Origin of the sequence: Trinickia sp. NRRL B-1857 (assembly GCF_050470685.1) — a bacterium.
In the GTDB taxonomy this organism is placed as follows: domain Bacteria; phylum Pseudomonadota; class Gammaproteobacteria; order Burkholderiales; family Burkholderiaceae; genus Trinickia.
The window spans coordinates 1-16,972 of the sequence record NZ_JBFLUK010000014.1 but is presented as its reverse complement, the minus strand read 5'-3'; the positions used below and the strand labels follow the sequence as shown (position 1 = coordinate 16,972).

Sequence of the window (16,972 nt, the reverse complement as noted above, 5' to 3'; positions counted from 1 at the left end):
TCTTCGAAGAGGGAGAGCGGATTATCAACGACTGCGCGATAGATTGTCGCCCGGCCGCTTTGCTGGCGTTCGACCTCGATCGCTTCAAGAAAATCAACGATCGTTACGGTCACAAAGCCGGCGACGAAGTGTTGAAGTCATTTGCGGATACGGTTCGAGCCGCCACCAATACGAATGCGATTCTCGCGCGCATCGGCGGCGAGGAATTCGCGGCCCTGCTGCCCGGCTACGACAGCTACAGCGCGAAATTGGTCGCCGAGACCGTTGCAAACAGGTTTGCCGCGATATCGCATAGTGCCGACGGTGACCGCTTTCATGCCACGGTCAGCATCGGCCTAGCGGTGCCGGGGCCCGAGGCATCCTCCCTTTCCGATCTGCTCTCGGCCGCCGACCAAGCCTTATATCGCGCCAAGTCGCTGGGCGGCAATCGGCTGATTCAACACGTCGACTTCCAAGAGAGCGGCGATGCCACGCAATATCGCCGCGAACGTCTAGAGCCTTCTCGCGACGTTTCGTGAAACGGTGGCTCACGCCGAGAAACGTAACGCGAACTCAGTGAATTAACCGCTGGGGCAACATCTTGTCAGCGATCAGTTTTCACCCGCGCGAGAAATGCGAGGGTGTCCGATGCGATCTCGTCGACCTTCTCTTCCGTGGCGAAGTGTCCTGCGTCTAGAACGTCCACTTCCGCGTTAGGCAAATCGCGGTGGTACGCGAGTGCTCCCAGTGTAATGAACGATGGGTCATAACGCCCCCACAAAACAAGGGTGGGCGGCTGGTGTAGCCGCATCCACTCTTGCCATCGCGGATACGATGCAATGTTTGTTCGATAGTCGTACAGCAGCCTGGCCTGGATTTCCCTCTCGCCCGGTTTTCGACAGGAACGCATATTCGTCAAGCCAGGCTGAGGATCGTAGCGCTCCGGATTCGGACTGTTGACGATATGCCGTTGCTTCGTCAGTTCGAGCGACATGAAATAGTCGATCACTTCCGGATGCGCCGCCGGATCAGCCCAATAGCGAGCAATGGTCGGCCAGTTCTTGCCCAATCCGTCCTTATATGCGTTGGCGTTTTGGATCACCAGCGCGCGGATCCGCTCCGGATGCGCCTCCATGATGCGAAAGCCGACTGGACCACCGTAATCCTGAAGATATAGGGCATACCGGTCGAGCTTCAACTGGTCGAGCAAGGCGGCGATCGTCTGCGCCAACTGATCGAATGTATAGGCGTATTGCGACGGCGGCGGCGCATCGCTTTCGCCGAAACCAGGATAGTCGGGTGCAATCACGTGATATCGCGTCGCCAGCAACGGTATGAGCGATGCGTACTGACGCGACGAGGCAGGGTAGCCATGCAGCAAAACGATCGTCGGCGCATCCTTCGGTCCTGCTTCACGATAGAACACGCCTACTCCATCCACCTTCGCCATGTGATACGTGGTGGTTTCCGAGGTCGATTGAACTGGCGCCGCGCTTGCCTCCCCCGCACCGATCAGAGCGCTCAGCGCGACAATGACGGCTGCGATTGCACGCTTTCGTTTCGCCTCGCCAAGCGGCAAGGTAGAGGCACACCTGCGCACCGGCATACGACCGTATTTCATTTTCGTTCCTTACGTACTTTATTGACTGCGTGGGGGATCAGCAAATTTCCGTGACGAGATGCTCATTGAAAACGAGCTAACGACTCTCGCAGACGCGGCGCGACGAAATCGATAAAGCACCGCAATTTGAGCGGCATCAGGTTGCGAGAAACATGAACGAGATGAATCGGCACCCGCTCGACTTCGAATTCCGGCAAGACGATCTGCAACCTGCCCTCGTCGACCTCGTGAGCGACGTGGTAATGCAGGAGCTGCGTGAACCCGACGCCACGCGTCGCAGCGTCCACCGCGGAATCCGGCGTTGACACCTGAAGACGAGGTGTAACGGGAACGACCAGGCGTTCGCGGTTGCCGGCGCCTTGAAACTCCACTCCGGGGATAGCATCGGGCCGTTAAACATCACACACGGCATCTTGAGCAGCTCCGATGGATGTTGCGGTACGCGGTGCCCGGCAATAAAGGCAGGGCTTGCGCAGACTACGACGCGAAACGATCCCACGCGCGTCGCAATCATGCCGCTGTCAGGCAACGCGCCGAGCCGCACCGCCAGATCGACGCGGTCATCGACCAGGTCGACGTTCCGATCGGATTGCATCAGCTTCACATTGATTTCAGGAAACAGCGCGATGAAATCAGCGATTAAAGGCAGCACGTGCGTGCGCCCGAACAAATTTGAGGACGCGACAACCAGATCGCCCCGCGGCGCAGTAAACTCCCCCGCGGCTTCGCGCTCCTGCTCTTGGACGAGGTCGAGAATACGCCGTGCAGCCGCCACATAGGCGAAACCCGTGTCGGTTAACGTCAATTTGCGCGTTGTCCGCGTGAGCAATTTCGTTCCCAGTTGCGCCTCCAGGTCGCCGACCTTGCGCGTGAGCGTAGGGACGGGCACGTTCAGATCCCGCGCGGCGGCCGACAAACTACCTTTGTCGACGGCCGCGATCAGCATTGCCATGGCTTCGAGTCGGTCCACGTCAGTGTCCGTATTTTTGAGGAGACCGTGTCCGACAGGAATGACCGAGTCACCCGTCGGCAAAGGCCGTCCAACCTCAGGCCGCGGAGGCGGATACCGGCAAGAACGCCGAGTCGATCTCAGGTCGTGCGAGATGAGCCAGCGTATTGGCAAACGTCTTGCTCGCAACAGCCAGCACGATCGCCACCACCGCCCGGCGATCGAAACCCTCGGCAGTCAGTGCGTTCACATCGCTGTCCGACACTTGGGTCCGCTTCGTTGCAACCGCGGTCGCAAACTTGCGCACTGCTTCGAGTTGAGCATCGACAAGCGGGCCTCCAACTCGCAGGGCTTCGACGACATCCGCTGGTGCGCCGAGCTTGCGCGCAAGCGTCGCATGAACCGCGATACCATATTCGGCCGCGTTGGCATGACTCGCAGCGGCCAGCGCGACCTGCTGCGCAACTGGACTCAGAGATGTCGCCTGGAGCGCCTGAAGTGTCGTAAGGTAAGCGCCGAGCGCGGAGGGCTCCGCGGCAAGCGCATAGCCGAGGTTCGGCACGAAACCGAACACACCCCGCATCGCGTCGAGAAGCGGTTGCGCCTTGCTCCGACACAGAGGACTCGTTCAACTCGCCGAATAGCGCTTGCCCCTGCGCCCTATCCAATGTCTTGGCCAGAAACGCACGAATAGTGCTCGCGATCTCGTCGAGGTGCGTCTCGAGCGGGAAGTGACCTGCGTCGACAAAGTGGATTTCCGCATCCGGGATGTCACGGCGAAATGCTTCGGCGCCGGGAGGTACGAAAAACGGATCGTTCTTCCCCACACGGCCAGCGTCGGCGGACGATGAGTACGGAAATACTCCTGGAAACGCGGATAAGCCGCCACGTTGCTCTTGTAGTCACCGAACAGATCCAGCTGGATATCGTCGTTGCCAGTCCGTTCAAGAAAATGCTGATCGAGCGTGTAGCTTTCGGTGCAATCGAAGCCACATCGCTCTCGCCATGTGTGTACTGGAACTGCGTCGTCTCGGCCTTCAGAAGGCCCGCAAATTGTTGCGATTTTCCTCGGTGGGATCTTGCCAATACGCTCGCATCGGGTTCCAACCGTCACTCAGGCCCTCTTCGTACGCGTTACCGTTCTGGGTAATCAACGCGGTGATCCGTTCCGGTCGCGATACCGCCAGACGGAAGCCCACGGGGGCGCATAGTCGAACACATAGAGGGCATATCGGCTCAGGCCGACAGCTTCCGTGAATCGCTCAATCACTTGCGCCAGATGGTCAAACGTGTAACCGAACCTGGCCGCCTCCGGCGCATCGGAAAATCCAAAACCCGGGAGATCCGGCGCGATTACCCGGTACTTGTCCGCGAGCCGGTCAATCAAACCGCGATATTGATGACTCGAGGTCGGAAAGCCGTGCAGAAGCAAGACAGCGGGTGCGTCGCGCGAACCCGCCTCACGATAGAAAACGTTGAGGGGCGCCCCGGAACGCGAGTCGGAGACAGAAACAGTTCGATAGCGGGAAGACGTCGACATGCTGAAACCTCCTGAGTTGGGAAATGTCCGGCTCATCAATTTCTGAACCGAACGATCGGTACAATACAAGCGAGCACGGCACCCGTCAAGCATTGATTCGGCGGCTTCAATGTCGTAATCTGTTGTTTGTACCGAATGATCGGTTTTTATGGAGCTTTGGCATGTCGGCTACCCCCACGTCGAAGGACGAAATCGTCGAACGGTTGTTCACGGTGTTTCGCGATCAAGGTTTTGACGGCGCTTCGATTGCGGACCTGTCGCGGGCAACCGGTCTGGGGAAATCCAGCCTTTACCATCATTTCCCCGATGGCAAGGAGCAGATGGCCGAGGCCGTACTCAATCGTGCAAAAATCTTGATCGATCGCGAGCTGCTCGATGCAGCGCGTGCTTCGGGTTCTCTGAAAGCTCGGATCCGCAAGATAGTGGCGGTGCTTGACCATATGTATGCAGGAGGCCGGACCTCGTGCGTCCTCGGGCAATTGGCCACTTGTGCGATCGGTCCCCAAGCCCGGGGGAGCTTGCAGGGGGCGTTTTCGGACTGGATTGAAGCAATCGAAAAATTGGCAGCCGACAGCGGTCTGTCGGCATCGCGTGCGCGATATTTCGCAGAGGACTGGGTAGCCCGCATCCAGGGCGCCTTGATTCTCCAGGCCGCAAACGGCAATGCGGGTCCCTATAAGCGAGCACTCCAGACTTTGCAGGATCTTGCGAAAGACGACACCGCCTAGAACCCCCCAATGACTGCGCACGCGCCCCGCTCCGGCGCCCTGGGAACTCAGCGCTCCGCAGCCTCTTTCGCGGCCTGCTGAGCACTTGCCAATCCGGCCGCCGCGTCGGCAGTCAAGATGTTCGGCTGGTAGCGAACACTGACAATGTCGTCGATTCCAATGAATCGAAGCCAGTCATCGAAATAGGCCGCATGAAAGTCACGGCCAAAACGCTTCGCGACGCCAGGACCGTAGACACCGCTCGTGTAGATGGCAGTTGCACGCTTGTTTTTGAGCAACCCGTTGTAGCCGGTGGCCGGATCAAACCCAAACAACAGCCCGGGCTGAGTGATAACGTCGATGTAGAGCTTCAGGCGATACGGAATACCGCTGTTCCACATGGGCACCGTGAACAGGAAATCGTCCGCGCACGCAAAATGATTGGCAATCCTGGCGATCTCGTCCCAAGCGGTTCGCTGCGCGCCATTCATCTCCGGGTCGCCGAAAAAGCTCATCTTGGCAGCGGCTCGATCGCCATCGAACTCAGGTAGTGAAGCCTGCCACAGGTCCAGCTCTTCGATCTCCGCGTTTGGATGCCTGGCACGATAAGCTGCGATGAAGAGCGCCGCGACTTGCGCACTGCGAGAGCGATCGCCACGGGGCGACCCTTTCACATACAGCAGTTTCATAAATTTAGTTCTCCTAATAAATTTCGATATCACGTAAGGCTACTGGCGCTATTTCCCCGAACCTTTGCCATGGCGAATTTGTACCATACGTTTTAACATGCAACTTACTCAGTTTTCGATAAAGTATTCGCCAATTTCTGTCCATACCGCGATTCCTGACGTCTTCATATAGTTGCATCACGCAACTTTTATTTAGGCATCTTTTTCCGGGGAATCGCCATGGACCGACGTCTCTTAACCCTCGCCCTCGGCATGTTTGCATTGGGGACGGACAGCTTCGTTTTTGGCGGCATCCTGCCCCAGCTCGCTCGCTCGTTTCATGTGAGCATAGGCGCCGTCGGGCAGATGATTACGGTGTACGCACTTACGTTTGCGTTGCTCGCACCGACGATTGCCGCGCTTGCGGCCGGCGTCGCACGTAAGCGCTTGCTGCTCGCCGGAATGGGAATCTTCGTGGTGGCCAATCTCGGGACGGTCGTCGCACCTAGCCTCGCAGCTGCGCTTGCCACCCGCGCACTGGCAGGCTTCGGAGCCGCCATGTTCTCACCGACGGCCAGCGGCACGAGCACGTTACTGGTGCCGCCGGAGCGCCGAGGTTTCGCGCTCTCCATTGTCGTCGCGGGGCTGTCCACCGCGACTGCGCTGGGTACGCCCATTGGCGCGGTCATCGGCGGTTTGGTCGACTGGCGCTGGACGCTGGCGTTCGTCGCTGGCCTTGGCGCGATCGGCTTCGTCGGAATCTGGACCCTTCTGCCCGAAGTCCCGCTACCGCCGGCCATCTCGCTACGCAAGCGCCTCTCGCCGCTCACGGACGCCCGTGTCGGTCTGACGCTCGCAACGACCATACTCGCGCAAATCGGAACGTTCGTTATCTACAACTACTTCTCAGTTGTGTTCGATCGCGCCATCGGCGGGAACGCAACGGTGCTTGGAATGTTGCTTGTTTTCTGGGGGCTCGCAGGAACGCTTACCAATCTGCTCACCGGCCGTATTCTCGACAAGATCGGCTCGCGCAAGGTCGTTATCGCGATGCTGCTCGTTGTCGGGACGGTGATCGTCACGATGCCGGTATCCAGTATCCATCTATGGAGCGCGTCCATCGCCATCGCCGTATGGGGTGCATGTGCCTGGGGCTTGCTGGTACCGCAGCAGTTCCGTCTCGTTTCACTCAATCCGCCCATGGCCCCGGTTTTGGTCGGCTTGAACACTTCGGCCACCTATATCGGTGTCTCGATTGCCGGCGTGGTTGGCGCTGGCGCTATCCCGGTGATTGGTAGCCACAACCTCGGCTATCTCGCCAGCTCCGTCGTTCTGCTGGCCTTGATCTTTTCGGAGCTTGCCAGCCATCGCATTGCATCGGTCGCGGAGGCTGCCGTCGAAAAGAGAGCCGTGACCGCCTGATTGCATGAACGAGAACATCGGCCATTGAAGTGCTCGACACGCCCGACGACAACGTTGGGACGGCCAAGGCGTACAAAGGTCGTCCCGTCGGGTATCGATCATCAAAATAGCCCACCGAAAAACGGCACGCCTGCCCTACGCTGCCTCATCGAATAGCAACACGGTACGCCTCTCTATGCTCGAACAAGCGGGTAGGTCATGACAAAAATGCTGCTTCGGCAAGCAGCGAATTGACGCGTAGAAGCGAGAGTCCGCCACGACGCGTAGCTTGATTCGGCCGCTGCGGCTGGCCCTGGTACAAACCCTTATTTCTTCCCCGAAGCGTTCGCGATTAAATAAATCCACTTGATTTAATTAATCGCGACGCGGGCTCCTCGTCGCTCGGAGGAGACAGGTGAAGCATCCCATCGTGGGCCGCGGCAGCAATTCGGCCAACCTGCGCCGCTACAACGAGCGTCTGCTGCTTCAAGCGTTGCGCCGCACGCAGCCCGCATCGAAGGCAGACCTCGCACGTTCGGCGAATCTCACGAGCACATCGGTCGGCAGCATCATCACCGCACTCGAGCAGGCGGGCCTCATCGAATCGACGGGACGCCGCGTCCAAGGGCTGCGCGGACAGCCTGCCTCGTTGCTGCAATTGGCCCCGCAAGGTGCGTTCGGGATCGGCGTACGCCTCGACCGCGGCGGGATCGAATGCGTTCTTGTCAATTTCGCGGGAGAAGTGCTTGCGCGCCGCAGCCATGACATGGTGCTGCCGGCACCCGCGAAAGTCCTCGAACTCGTCGGCGACGACATCCGTGCCTTGCTTGCCTGTCTTTCGCCCGTCGAGCGCGAACGGCTTACGGGTATCGGCGTAGCCCAGCCGTTCAACCTCGGCAGTTGGCTGCGCGAGCTCGGCCTGTCTCCGAATGTGTTCGATGCTTGGCACGACGTCGATTTCGCCAGCGAACTCGCGTCCATTACGCCGCTCCCCGTCTTCAGCGAAAACGACGGCAACGCCGCCGCGATTGCCGAGCTCTTCTACGGCTGCGGCCGGCAAGCGAGCGACTTCATCTACCTCTTTCTGGGGCCGGCCATCGGCGGCGGCATCGCGATCGACGGCGATTGCCTGCGCGGCGCCAAGAGCAACGCCGGCGACATCGCCGTCATGCCGGTACCCCCGAGCCGCCTGCCATCCGCCCCGCAGCCTTCCGGCGCGTGGGACATTCTCCTCTCGCGCGCCTCGCTCAACGCGCTCGCGCGCCATCTGCGCTATTGCGGCGAGGTGGCGGATACGCGGGCGGCGCTGGAAGCGTGCGTCGCCCGAGGCATGCCTGCCGTCGATGCGTGGATTGACGATTGCATCGACGCGCTCGCCCCCGCCGTACGCGCCATGCTTTGCGTCACCGACGCCCCCGTCGTCGTCGTCGACGCCGATATCGACGCCGGGCTCATCGATACCCTCATGAAGCGCCTGCATGCAGCGCTCGTACTCGGCGCACCCGAAGCGCGCGGCACCCCCGAACTGATGCGGGGCTCGTTCGGCCCCGACGCCGGTGCGATCGGCGCCGCATCGCTCCCGATGTTCTTCAATTTCTCGCCGCGCGCCGGAATTCTGAAAGGCGCGGATTCTCAAGCGCAGGAGATCAACCATGTCCCGCACTGAAATGAGCAACCCGTTGCTCCAGATGCGCAACATCAACAAGACGTTCCCCGGCGTGCGCGCGCTAGATAACGTGCATCTCGAAGTTCATGCCGGCGAGATCCACTCGCTGATGGGCGAGAACGGCGCGGGCAAGTCCACGCTCATGAAAATCCTCTCGGGCGCCTATCAAGCCGATGCGGGAGGGGAAATCGTCGTCGACGGCAACGCGGTCACGATCGACGGCCCGCAGGACGCGAAGGCGCTCGGCATCGCCGTCATTTATCAAGAGCTGAGCCTCGCGCCGAACCTGAGGCGTCGCCGAGAACATCTACGCGGGCCGCGAGCTGCGCCGTGGCGGGAAGCGTTTCGGCCTCGTCGATCGGGCCGGCATGGCACGCGGCTCCGAAGAGGTACTCAAGCGCCTAGGCGCAAGCTTCGGCCCCGAAACGATCGTCGGCACGTTGTCGATCGCCGAGCAACAACTCGTCGAGATCGCGCGCGCCGTCCATACTCGGGCACGGATCTCGTAATGGACGAGCCGACCACGCCGCTCTCGTCGCGTGAAACGGACCGTCTCTTTCATTTGATTCGCCAACTGCGCGCGGAAGGCCTCGCGATCATCTACATCAGCCACCGAATGGCGGAGATCTACGAGTTGTCCGATCGCGTATCGGTGCTGCGTGACGGGGCCTATGTGGGCACGCTCATGCGCGACGCGCTCTCCGCCGATTCGCTCGTGAAGAGATGGTCGGGCGCGATCTATCGGGCTTCTACAAGAAGGAACACGCACCCTACGATCCGGGCAACGTCGTACTGAGCGTGCGCGACGTGGCCGATGCCGGCCGCGTGCGCGGCTGTAGCTTCGATCTGCATGCGGGCGAAGTGCTCGGTATCGCCGGGCTCGTCGGCGCAGGCCGCACCGAACTCGCTCGCCTCGTCTTCGGTGCCGAGCCCCGTATCCGCGGCGAGATCGAGATCGACGGCCGCGTGCTGCCGCAGCACTCGCCGCGCGAAGCGATCGACGCCGGGCTCGTCTACCTCACCGAGGATCGCAAGCGTCAAGGGCTCTTTCTCGACATGAGCGTGCGCGACAACATCAACGTGTCGGTCTGCAATCGCGATGCACGCCTCGGCGTACTCGACCTCGCGCGGGTGTGCGCAGCGCGCGCGTAGCGCGATCCGTTCGCTGTCGATTCGAGTGTCGCACGCTAACGTCAACGTCGGCGCCCTTTCGGGCGGCAATCAGCAGAAGGTTCTGCTTTCGCGATTGCTCGAAACCGAGCCCCGTATCTTGATCCTCGACGAGCCCACGCGCGGCGTCGATATCGGCGCGAAATCCGAGATCTACCGGATCGTCAACGACCTTGCCAAGGCCGGCGTCGGCGTGATTGTGATCTCGAGCGAGCTGCCCGAGATCATCGGCGTGGCAGACCGGGTGCTCGTCATGCGCGAGGGCGAGATCGCCGGAGAACTAGGCGGCGGCTCAGGCAAAGCAATCAGCCAGGAAGCCATCATCGAATTGGCCACGGGCTCGCGGCCCGCCCTCGGCGAGGCCGCGTAACGCTGCGTATGCACGGCCCCTACCGTCAAGGCCAGATCAAGGCGAATATTGAGGAGAACGACATGTCGAACCAGACACGACAACAAGCCACCGCAGCCGTCGCCGGCGAGCCCGCGGTAACGAAGCGAGAAGCGCACGCCGCAGCCGATCATCGTCAGCGCCTGCAATCGCTGCTGCGCACCGCGGGCATGCTGCCCGTCCTCATCCTACTGTGCATCGGCTTCGGCCTGATGACCGATTCGTTCTTCAGTTTGCAGAACTTATCGATCGTTACCCAGCAGGCCGCGATCAACATCGTGCTTGCCGCAGGCATGACGTTCGTCATCCTGACGGGCGGCATCGACCTGTCGGTCGGCTCGGTGCTTGCCGCCGCCGCCGTCGCCGCGATGCTCGCCTCGAATATTCCCCATTGGGGCTGGCTCGGCGTGCCCGTCGCGCTTGCGGTAGGCCTCGCTTTCGGCGCGCTGAACGGCGGACTGATCGCGCTACTTCGTCTGCCGCCGTTCATCGTCACCCTCGGCGCGTTGACGGCCGTGCGCGGTGTCGCGCGCTTGCTCGGCAACGATACGACCGTCTTCAATCCGCAACTGCCGTTTGCCTTTATCGGCAACGGCGCGATCTTCGGCATTCCTTGGCTCGTGATCATCGCACTGGCCGTCGTGGCCTGCTCCTGGTTCGTGTTGCGTCGTACCGTACTCGGCCTGCGCGTCTATTCGGTCGGCGGCAACCGCGAGGCCGCGCGCCTTGCCGGCATCAAGGTCTGGGCGATCGAACTTTTCGTCTACGCAGTCTCGGGCCTGCTCGCCGGCCTCGGCGCAGTGATGTCGGCCGCGCGCCTGTATGCGGCGAATGGATTGCAAATGGGCCAGTCGTACGAACTCGATGCGATCGCCGCGGTGATCCTCGGCGGGACCAGCTTCGTCGGCGGCGTCGGCTCCATCGTCGGCACGTTGATCGGCGCATTGATCATCGCGGTCCTGACAAACGGCCTCGTGCTGCTCGGCGTGTCGGACATCTGGCAATACATCATCAAGGGCCTCGTCATCATCGGTGCCGTCGCGCTCGACCGCTATCGCCAGCGCGGCTCGGCACGCACCTGAGTCATACGGCGAGCGATTCGCTCGCCGTATAACCGCTGTATGACTCGACTCGCCCCATTGCTTCACCCCGATTCGCTTCGACACCGTGCTCCCAAAGAGGCGCGGCCCATTCGCCGTCGATTCGATAACACGGACCATCACGGAGACATCGATATGTTCAAGTCCAAGGCCGCATTGACCGCCATCGCCCTCGCATTGGGCGTCGTATCGTCCGCCGCACACGCGGCCGACAAGCCCCTCAAGTCCATCGGCATCACGGTCGGCTCGCTTGGCAACCCCTACTTCGTCACGATCGTGAAGGGTGCCGAAGCGAAAGCCAAGCAGATCAATCCAAACGCAAAGGTGACGTCGGTATCGGCCGATTACGACCTGAACAAGCAGTTCACGCAGATCGACAACTTCATTTCGGCACACGTGGACATGATTCTGATCAACGCGGCCGATCCCAAAGCGATCGAACCCGCTGTGAAGAAGGCACAGGCTGCCGGCATCGCCGTCGTCGCAGTGGACGTGGCTGCCGCCGGCGCGAACGCGACAGTCCAGACCAACAACGTGCAGGCAGGTGAAATCTCCTGCCAGTATCTCGTGCAAAAGCTGAACGGCAAGGGCAATGTCATCATCGAAAACGGTCCGCAAGTCTCGGCTGTGATCGATCGCGTAAACGGCTGTAAAACGGTGCTTGCAAAGGCGCCCGGCATCAAGCTGCTGTCATCCGATCAGGACGGCAAGGCCTCGCGCGAAGGCGGCATGAACGCGATGCAGGGCTATCTGACGCGCTTCCCGGCGATCAACGGCGTCTTTGCGATCAACGACCCGCAAGCCGTCGGCAGCGATCTCGCGGCAAGCAGCTCAAGCGCAGCGGCATCGTTATCACGTCCGTCGACGGCGCGCCCGATATCGAGACCGCATTGAAGACCGATACGCTCGTGCAGGCGTCGGCAAGCCAGGATCCGTGGGCGATGGCGCAAAAGGCCGTCGAAGTAGGCTACGGGATCATGAACGGCCATCCGCCCGCAAGCGCCACGACTCTTCTGCCGTCGACGCTCGACGCGCGACAACGTCGGCAGCTATAAGGGCTGGTCGTCGCCGCGCTAACGCGACCTTTCCATTGATCCACTCGCTCAAGTAACCACGATGTCGAAGCTCACACAGTCTCCCGCCTGGCAGGCGCTCACGCGCCATCGCGACGCGCTTTCGAGTACGTCGATCCGCGCACTATTCGCCGCCGATCCGACGCGCGCCGACCGATTCTCGCTCGAAGCCGCGGGCGTGTTCGCCGATTTCTCGAAGAACTTGATGACCGATGAGACCATCGCGCTGCTGACGACGCTCGCGCGCGAGGCGGGCGTCGAAGCCCGGCGCGAGGCAATGTTCAAGGGCGAGCGGATCAACACGACCGAAGCGCGGCCGGTTCTGCACGTGGCGCTGCGCGCGCCGGCCGGCACGTCGATTTTCGTTGACGGCGTCGATGTCGTACCTCAAGTGCACGCGGTCCTTGCCCATATGCGCCGGTTCAGCGACGCAGTCCGCGACGGTGCTTGGCGCGGCCATACGGGGCGCACCATCACCGACATCGTCAACATCGGGATCGGGGGCTCCGATCTCGGCCCGCGCATGGTTTGCGAAGCGTTGCGGCCGTTTGGTCACGAGCGCTTGCGGATGCATTTCGTTCGAACGTCGACGGTGCGGACATCGACGAGGTGCTGCGCGCGGTCGATCCCGCATCGACGCTCTTCATCGTCGCGTCGAAGACCTTCACGACGCGCGAAACGCTCCAGAACGCGCACACTGCCCGCGCTTGGCTCCTCGCGAGCGGCGCGCCGAATCGGCCGTCGCCGGCATTTCGCCGCCGTCTCGACGAACGCGGACGCTGTCTCCGCATTCGGCATCGACACCGCCAACATGTTTGCGTTCTGGGATTGGGTGGGTGGCCGCTATTCGCTATGGTCCGCCATCGGTTTGCCGATCGCACTGTATATCGCGCGCCGACGGCTTCGACTCGCTACTCGCGGGCGCCCACGCGATGGATCGGCACTTCGCCACGGCGCCGCTCGAAGGCAACCTGCCCGCGCTGCTCGCGCTGATCGGCGTGTGGTACACGAACTTCTTCGGCGCGGCGAGCCACCTCGTCGCACCCTACGATCGCTATCTTCACCGGCTGCCGGCGTACCTCCAGCAGCTGGACATGGAGAGCAATGGAAAAACCGTCACGCTGAGCGGGGAACGGGTCGATTACGCAACGGGCCCCGTGATCTGGGGCGAACCGGGCACGAACGGCCAGCATGCTTTCTTCCAGTTGCTGCACCAGGGCAGCGCGCTGATTCCGGCTGATTTCATCGCCTGCATGCGTCCGCACCATTCGCTCGACGTGCACCACGCCATCCTGCTTGCGAACTGCTTCGCGCAAACGGAAGCGTTGATGAACGGTTCGCCTTCGCCCGACGCGCCCCATCGGCACTTTGAGGGCAACCGGCCGACGAACACGCTCTGCCTCGATCGCCTCGAACCTGCGACGCTCGGTGCGCTCATTGCGCTCTATGAACACAAGGTATTCGTGCAGGGGCGCTCTGGCAGATCAATTCGTTCGACCAATGGGGCGTAGAGCTCGGCAAGCGTCTCGCGGTAGAGATCGAGCGCGAAATCGCTGCGCCGGGTACGGTCGGTACGCACGACAGCTCGACGAACAACCTGATCAACCGGTTCAAAGCGCGCCGCGCCGTGCCCGCTGAGCACAGCCCCCGGAAATCATGAGCAAACGAGCCAATCTCGCCGCGGGCAGTCCGTTCACGTTCATCCTGTTCGGCGGCACCGGCGATCTCGCGCTGCGCAAGATCTTGCCGGCGCTCCATGCCGCGCATTGCGACGGTTCGCTTGCTCCGTCGGGCCGCATCCTAGCGGTTGCTCACACGCCGTTCGATCGCGACGGGTACCTGCGTTGGGCAGAGAACATGTGAGGCCGCACATCGCATCGATCCGTTCCGGCGATACGCAGTGGGCAGCATTTCTTGCGCGTCTCGATTACCTACAGATCGACGTCAGCCAACCCGCCGCGTTCGCGGCGGTTACAAGCGATGCGCGACACGCTGAAAGGCACGCGCATCTTTTACTTGGCGACGCGCCATCGTTATTCGTGCCGATTTGCGAAGGCCTGGCCGCGGCCGGGTTGACCGGCGGCGCTCGCGTCGTTCTGGAGAAACCGCTCGGCTACGATTTGGCATCGTCGAACGAGATCAACGACGCCGTCGGACGAATCTTCGCGGAAGACCAGATCTATCGAATCGACCACTACCTCGGCAAAGAGGCGGTGCAGAATCTGTTCGCGCTGCGCTTCGGCAATTCGCTGTTCGAGCCGCTGTGGCGAAGAGAATGGGTCGAAAGCATTCAAATCACCGTGGCCGAGCAGCTCGGCGTCGAGACCCGAGGAAGCTTCTACGACCAAACGGGCACGATGCGGGACATGGTGCAGAACCATCTGTTGCAATTGCTCTCGATCATCGCGATGGAGCCGCCGCAATCGATGGATGCCGATGCCGTACGTGGAGAGAAGCTGCGCGTGCTGCGCTCGCTCAAACCGCTTAGCGGGGACGACATCCGCCGCAACGTCGTACGCGGACAGTATCACGCGGGCGCCATCAATGGATCGCCCGTACGCGGCTACCTCGCCGAGAGTGGGGTACGCCGGGCAGCATGACGGAAACCTTCGTGGCGCTGAAAGTCGAAGTGGAAAACTGGCGATGGGCGGCGTGCCGTTCTTTCTGCGCACAGGCAAACGCCTCGCCGGCCGTGTGGCCGAGATCGTCGTGAACTTCCGGCCCGTACCGCATTCTGCCTTGGGTGAGCAGCCACTGCGTTCCGGTGCGAACCGGCTCACGATCCGCTTGCAGCCGAACGAATCGATTCGTTTGCATGCGCTTGCGAAGCAGCCCGGGATGGGGATGAATCTGCGCGGTGTTTTCTCGATCTCGCATTCGATCAGTTCTTCCAGCAAGACCGGATGGAAGCCTATCAACGCCTACTGCTCGACGCCATCGCCGGCCGGCTCGCGCTGTTCGTGCGACGGGACGAGCAGGAAGCGGCCTGGCCTGGGTCGCGCCGATTCTCGATGCGTGGCGCTTGCCCGATGCGGCGCCGAAACCCTATGCCGCGGGAACGTGGGGGCCGGCCGCTGCGAGCGCGCTACTCGCGCGCCATGAGACATGCTGGATCGAAGAAGAAAATTGACCGAAGCGAGCGCAACGGCCCCCTGCGCTCGCTACCCTCTCGTTTTTCCAACCATGACCTTGAACCAACGCTGGCACCTCGAATGGCACCACGGCTCGCTTGCCGTTTACGCGACGGGCGGCATGCTCGGTAATGTCGAGTTCAAACATGCAGGCCGTCTAGTGCGGCCGTTCTACGAAGTACCATGGCTAGCCGATGCAGAGGCCGCCGGGGCGCAGGGATTGGTTGCGCACATGCGCAGCGAGTTTCCCTGCGTGCCGTTCGGCGTGCCTTATCGGGCAAACCAGGTCGACGAGGCATGGCATGCAGCGCTGACGACTTCGGCTGCCCAGTACGATCCTGCAATGGACGCCAGCGACGATCTACTCCACGGCTATGGCGCGATCGGCGAGTGGACCCTCGTCTCGCAAAGCGCCAGCGAGATCCGCATCGCCATCGACTATCCTACGTCGTCGGCGATTTCCCGACTCACTCGCGTGATCCGAGCGGATCTTGCCGCGCCCGCGATCGATTTCGAATTGCATATCGAGGCGCGGCGCACAAGCGCCCGCCCGCTGGGGCTGCATCCGAACATCGCATTGCCGTCGTTGACCGGCGCGTTGCGCATCGATCCGGGCGCATTCGCTTTCGGCATGGTCCATCCGGGCGGCCCGGAGCCGGGCGTTTCGCGCGCACGTGCCGGTGCGCAATTTTCACGGCTCGATAACGTGCCGCTCGGGGCCGGCGGGCATGCGGCCTTCGATCGGCTCCCGCTCGCAGACGACACGGAAGAAATCCTTCAACTTTGCGGCATGGACGGTAGCGTGACGATGATCGACGAGGTGGCGGACGTAGCGTACCGGCTCACCTGGGACGCGGCTGTGCTGCCGTCGCTGCTGTTGTGGATCAGCAACCGTGGGCGCCGATATGCTCCATGGAACGGCCGCAATCTGTGCGTCGGCGTGGAGCCTATCGCCGGTGCGTTCGAGTTGGGCTGCCAGGCCTCTCTTGCCGCGAATCCGATCAACGCACAAGGTGTGGCAACGGCGGTTACGCTCGATCCTGAAGCCCCAGTTACGTTAGCGTATCGGTTCGAGGTCTGCTGATTTTTGCGCTTGTCCGTTCCTCGCTGGAACGGACCCTAACGTACGGTACTAACGCGGGGGCGGGTCATGCCGCTAATCGCTCGCCCCATCGAACTGCACGACCTCCACCCAGTTCGCCCCCTTGCCCACCGGATACTGGCCGATTCGCTCAAGCGCACCCGTGTGTGCATCGATGCGGTAGGCGCTCAACGTCGCCGATCGTTGACCGACGGCGAACAAGTAGCGTCCGGAGGGCGCGATGCCGAAGCCGCGAGGCTGCTGCTCCGTGACATACGTATTGAGACGGACGAGCTCCGCCCGTGACCCTGTTCACACGATAGACGCCCAACGTGCTCGACGTGCGCTCCGACGTAATAGAGGAAACGGCCGTCCGGCGTGAGGTGCAAATCGGCACCCCAGGCTTGTCTCCCGAGAAGTCGGGCGGCAAGATCGAGATTGTCTGAACCGGCTTGACGGTTTGGCCGGCCCCATGGAGCGCGAGCACATGCAGCTTTC

15 protein-coding genes and 7 pseudogenes are annotated in these 16,972 nt (G+C 61.8%); 15 read left to right on the top strand and 7 right to left on the bottom strand.

Going from position 1 to position 16,972, the window contains the following annotated elements:
• The coding region (locus tag AB1286_RS32730; protein ID WP_430367405.1) for a GGDEF domain-containing protein at positions 1-518 on the top strand (518 nt) is incomplete at its 5' end.
• A 65-nt stretch (positions 519-583) separates the two neighbouring features.
• On the opposite strand, the gene AB1286_RS32725 is transcribed toward AB1286_RS32730, so the two are convergent.
• From AB1286_RS32725 to AB1286_RS32705, 5 genes and pseudogenes are all read right to left on the bottom strand, one after another.
• The gene (locus AB1286_RS32725; RefSeq protein ID WP_430367404.1) at positions 584-1,600 is read right to left on the bottom strand and encodes an alpha/beta fold hydrolase; all 1,017 of its coding nucleotides are present in this window, start codon (positions 1,598-1,600) and stop codon (positions 584-586) included.
• A gap of 62 nt (positions 1,601-1,662) precedes the next feature.
• Positions 1,663-1,887, bottom strand: coding sequence for a LysR substrate-binding domain-containing protein (locus AB1286_RS32720; protein ID WP_430367403.1), 225 nt, complete (start codon positions 1,885-1,887; stop codon positions 1,663-1,665).
• Between the two features lie 164 nt (positions 1,888-2,051).
• Positions 2,052-2,546: pseudogene (locus tag AB1286_RS32715) on the bottom strand (LysR family transcriptional regulator); the annotation flags it as partial.
• Positions 2,547-2,646: 100 nt separating this feature from the next.
• Positions 2,647-3,123 carry a carboxymuconolactone decarboxylase family protein gene (locus AB1286_RS32710; RefSeq protein WP_430367407.1) on the bottom strand — a complete coding sequence of 159 codons (477 nt, stop codon included), beginning with the start codon at positions 3,121-3,123 and terminating at the stop codon, positions 2,647-2,649.
• A 97-nt stretch (positions 3,124-3,220) separates the two neighbouring features.
• Positions 3,221-4,089 (bottom strand): annotated as a pseudogene (locus AB1286_RS32705) (alpha/beta fold hydrolase); the annotation flags it as partial.
• A 23-nt stretch (positions 4,090-4,112) separates the two neighbouring features.
• Here AB1286_RS32705 and AB1286_RS32700 point away from each other — a divergent pair.
• Positions 4,113-4,817: a TetR/AcrR family transcriptional regulator gene (locus AB1286_RS32700; protein ID WP_430366774.1), complete on the top strand. Its 705-nt coding sequence runs from the start codon at positions 4,113-4,115 to the stop codon at positions 4,815-4,817.
• A 47-nt stretch (positions 4,818-4,864) separates the two neighbouring features.
• Here AB1286_RS32700 and AB1286_RS32695 read toward each other — a convergent pair whose 3' ends face one another.
• The gene (locus AB1286_RS32695; protein WP_430366775.1) at positions 4,865-5,485 is read right to left on the bottom strand and encodes an FMN-dependent NADH-azoreductase; all 621 of its coding nucleotides are present in this window, start codon (positions 5,483-5,485) and stop codon (positions 4,865-4,867) included.
• 219 nt (positions 5,486-5,704) lie between these two features.
• Here AB1286_RS32695 and AB1286_RS32690 point away from each other — a divergent pair, with 219 nt between their 5' ends.
• The 13 genes and pseudogenes from AB1286_RS32690 (at position 5,705) to AB1286_RS32630 (ending at position 16,477) form a co-directional block, all read left to right on the top strand.
• The gene (locus AB1286_RS32690; protein WP_430366776.1) at positions 5,705-6,886 is read left to right on the top strand and encodes an MFS transporter; all 1,182 of its coding nucleotides are present in this window, start codon (positions 5,705-5,707) and stop codon (positions 6,884-6,886) included.
• 394 nt (positions 6,887-7,280) lie between these two features.
• A complete protein-coding gene (locus AB1286_RS32685) occupies positions 7,281-8,531 on the top strand; it encodes an ROK family transcriptional regulator (protein WP_430366777.1) in 1,251 nt (416 codons plus the stop codon).
• Entirely contained in the window at positions 8,518-9,327 is an 810-nt protein-coding gene (locus AB1286_RS32680; protein WP_430367402.1) for an ATP-binding cassette domain-containing protein, read from the top strand. Before AB1286_RS32685 ends, AB1286_RS32680 begins: the two co-directional genes overlap by 14 nt.
• Entirely contained in the window at positions 9,255-9,683 is a 429-nt protein-coding gene (locus AB1286_RS32675; protein ID WP_430367401.1) for an ATP-binding cassette domain-containing protein, read from the top strand. The genes AB1286_RS32680 and AB1286_RS32675 overlap by 73 nt, the downstream gene beginning before the upstream one ends.
• Positions 9,631-9,762 (top strand): annotated as a pseudogene (locus AB1286_RS32670) (hypothetical protein); the annotation flags it as partial. The gene AB1286_RS32675 and the pseudogene AB1286_RS32670, both read left to right, overlap by 53 nt.
• A 39-nt stretch (positions 9,763-9,801) precedes the next feature.
• A complete protein-coding gene (locus tag AB1286_RS32665) occupies positions 9,802-10,071 on the top strand; it encodes a hypothetical protein (RefSeq protein ID WP_430367406.1) in 270 nt (89 codons plus the stop codon).
• Between the two features lie 62 nt (positions 10,072-10,133).
• Entirely contained in the window at positions 10,134-11,171 is a 1,038-nt protein-coding gene (locus AB1286_RS32660) for an ABC transporter permease subunit (RefSeq protein ID WP_430366779.1), read from the top strand.
• A gap of 153 nt (positions 11,172-11,324) precedes the next feature.
• Positions 11,325-12,266: pseudogene (locus AB1286_RS32655) on the top strand (ABC transporter substrate-binding protein).
• Positions 12,267-12,305: 39 nt separating this feature from the next.
• A pseudogene (pgi, locus tag AB1286_RS32650) lies at positions 12,306-13,922 on the top strand (glucose-6-phosphate isomerase).
• Complete coding sequence (locus AB1286_RS32645; protein WP_430367400.1) at positions 13,919-14,125, top strand: hypothetical protein; 207 nt, start codon at positions 13,919-13,921, stop codon at positions 14,123-14,125. The pseudogene pgi and the gene AB1286_RS32645 overlap by 4 nt, the downstream one beginning before the upstream one ends.
• Entirely contained in the window at positions 14,122-14,862 is a 741-nt protein-coding gene (locus AB1286_RS32640; RefSeq protein ID WP_430367399.1) for a hypothetical protein, read from the top strand. Before AB1286_RS32645 ends, AB1286_RS32640 begins: the two co-directional genes overlap by 4 nt.
• Positions 14,807-15,525, top strand: a pseudogene (locus AB1286_RS32635) (hypothetical protein). The gene AB1286_RS32640 and the pseudogene AB1286_RS32635 overlap by 56 nt, the downstream one beginning before the upstream one ends.
• Positions 15,446-16,477, top strand: a complete 1,032-nt coding sequence (locus tag AB1286_RS32630; RefSeq protein WP_430366783.1) for a hypothetical protein — start codon at positions 15,446-15,448, stop codon at positions 16,475-16,477. Before AB1286_RS32635 ends, AB1286_RS32630 begins: the two are co-directional and overlap by 80 nt.
• A 72-nt stretch (positions 16,478-16,549) precedes the next feature.
• Here AB1286_RS32630 and AB1286_RS32625 read toward each other — a convergent pair.
• A pseudogene (locus tag AB1286_RS32625) lies at positions 16,550-16,972 on the bottom strand (beta-propeller fold lactonase family protein); the annotation flags it as partial.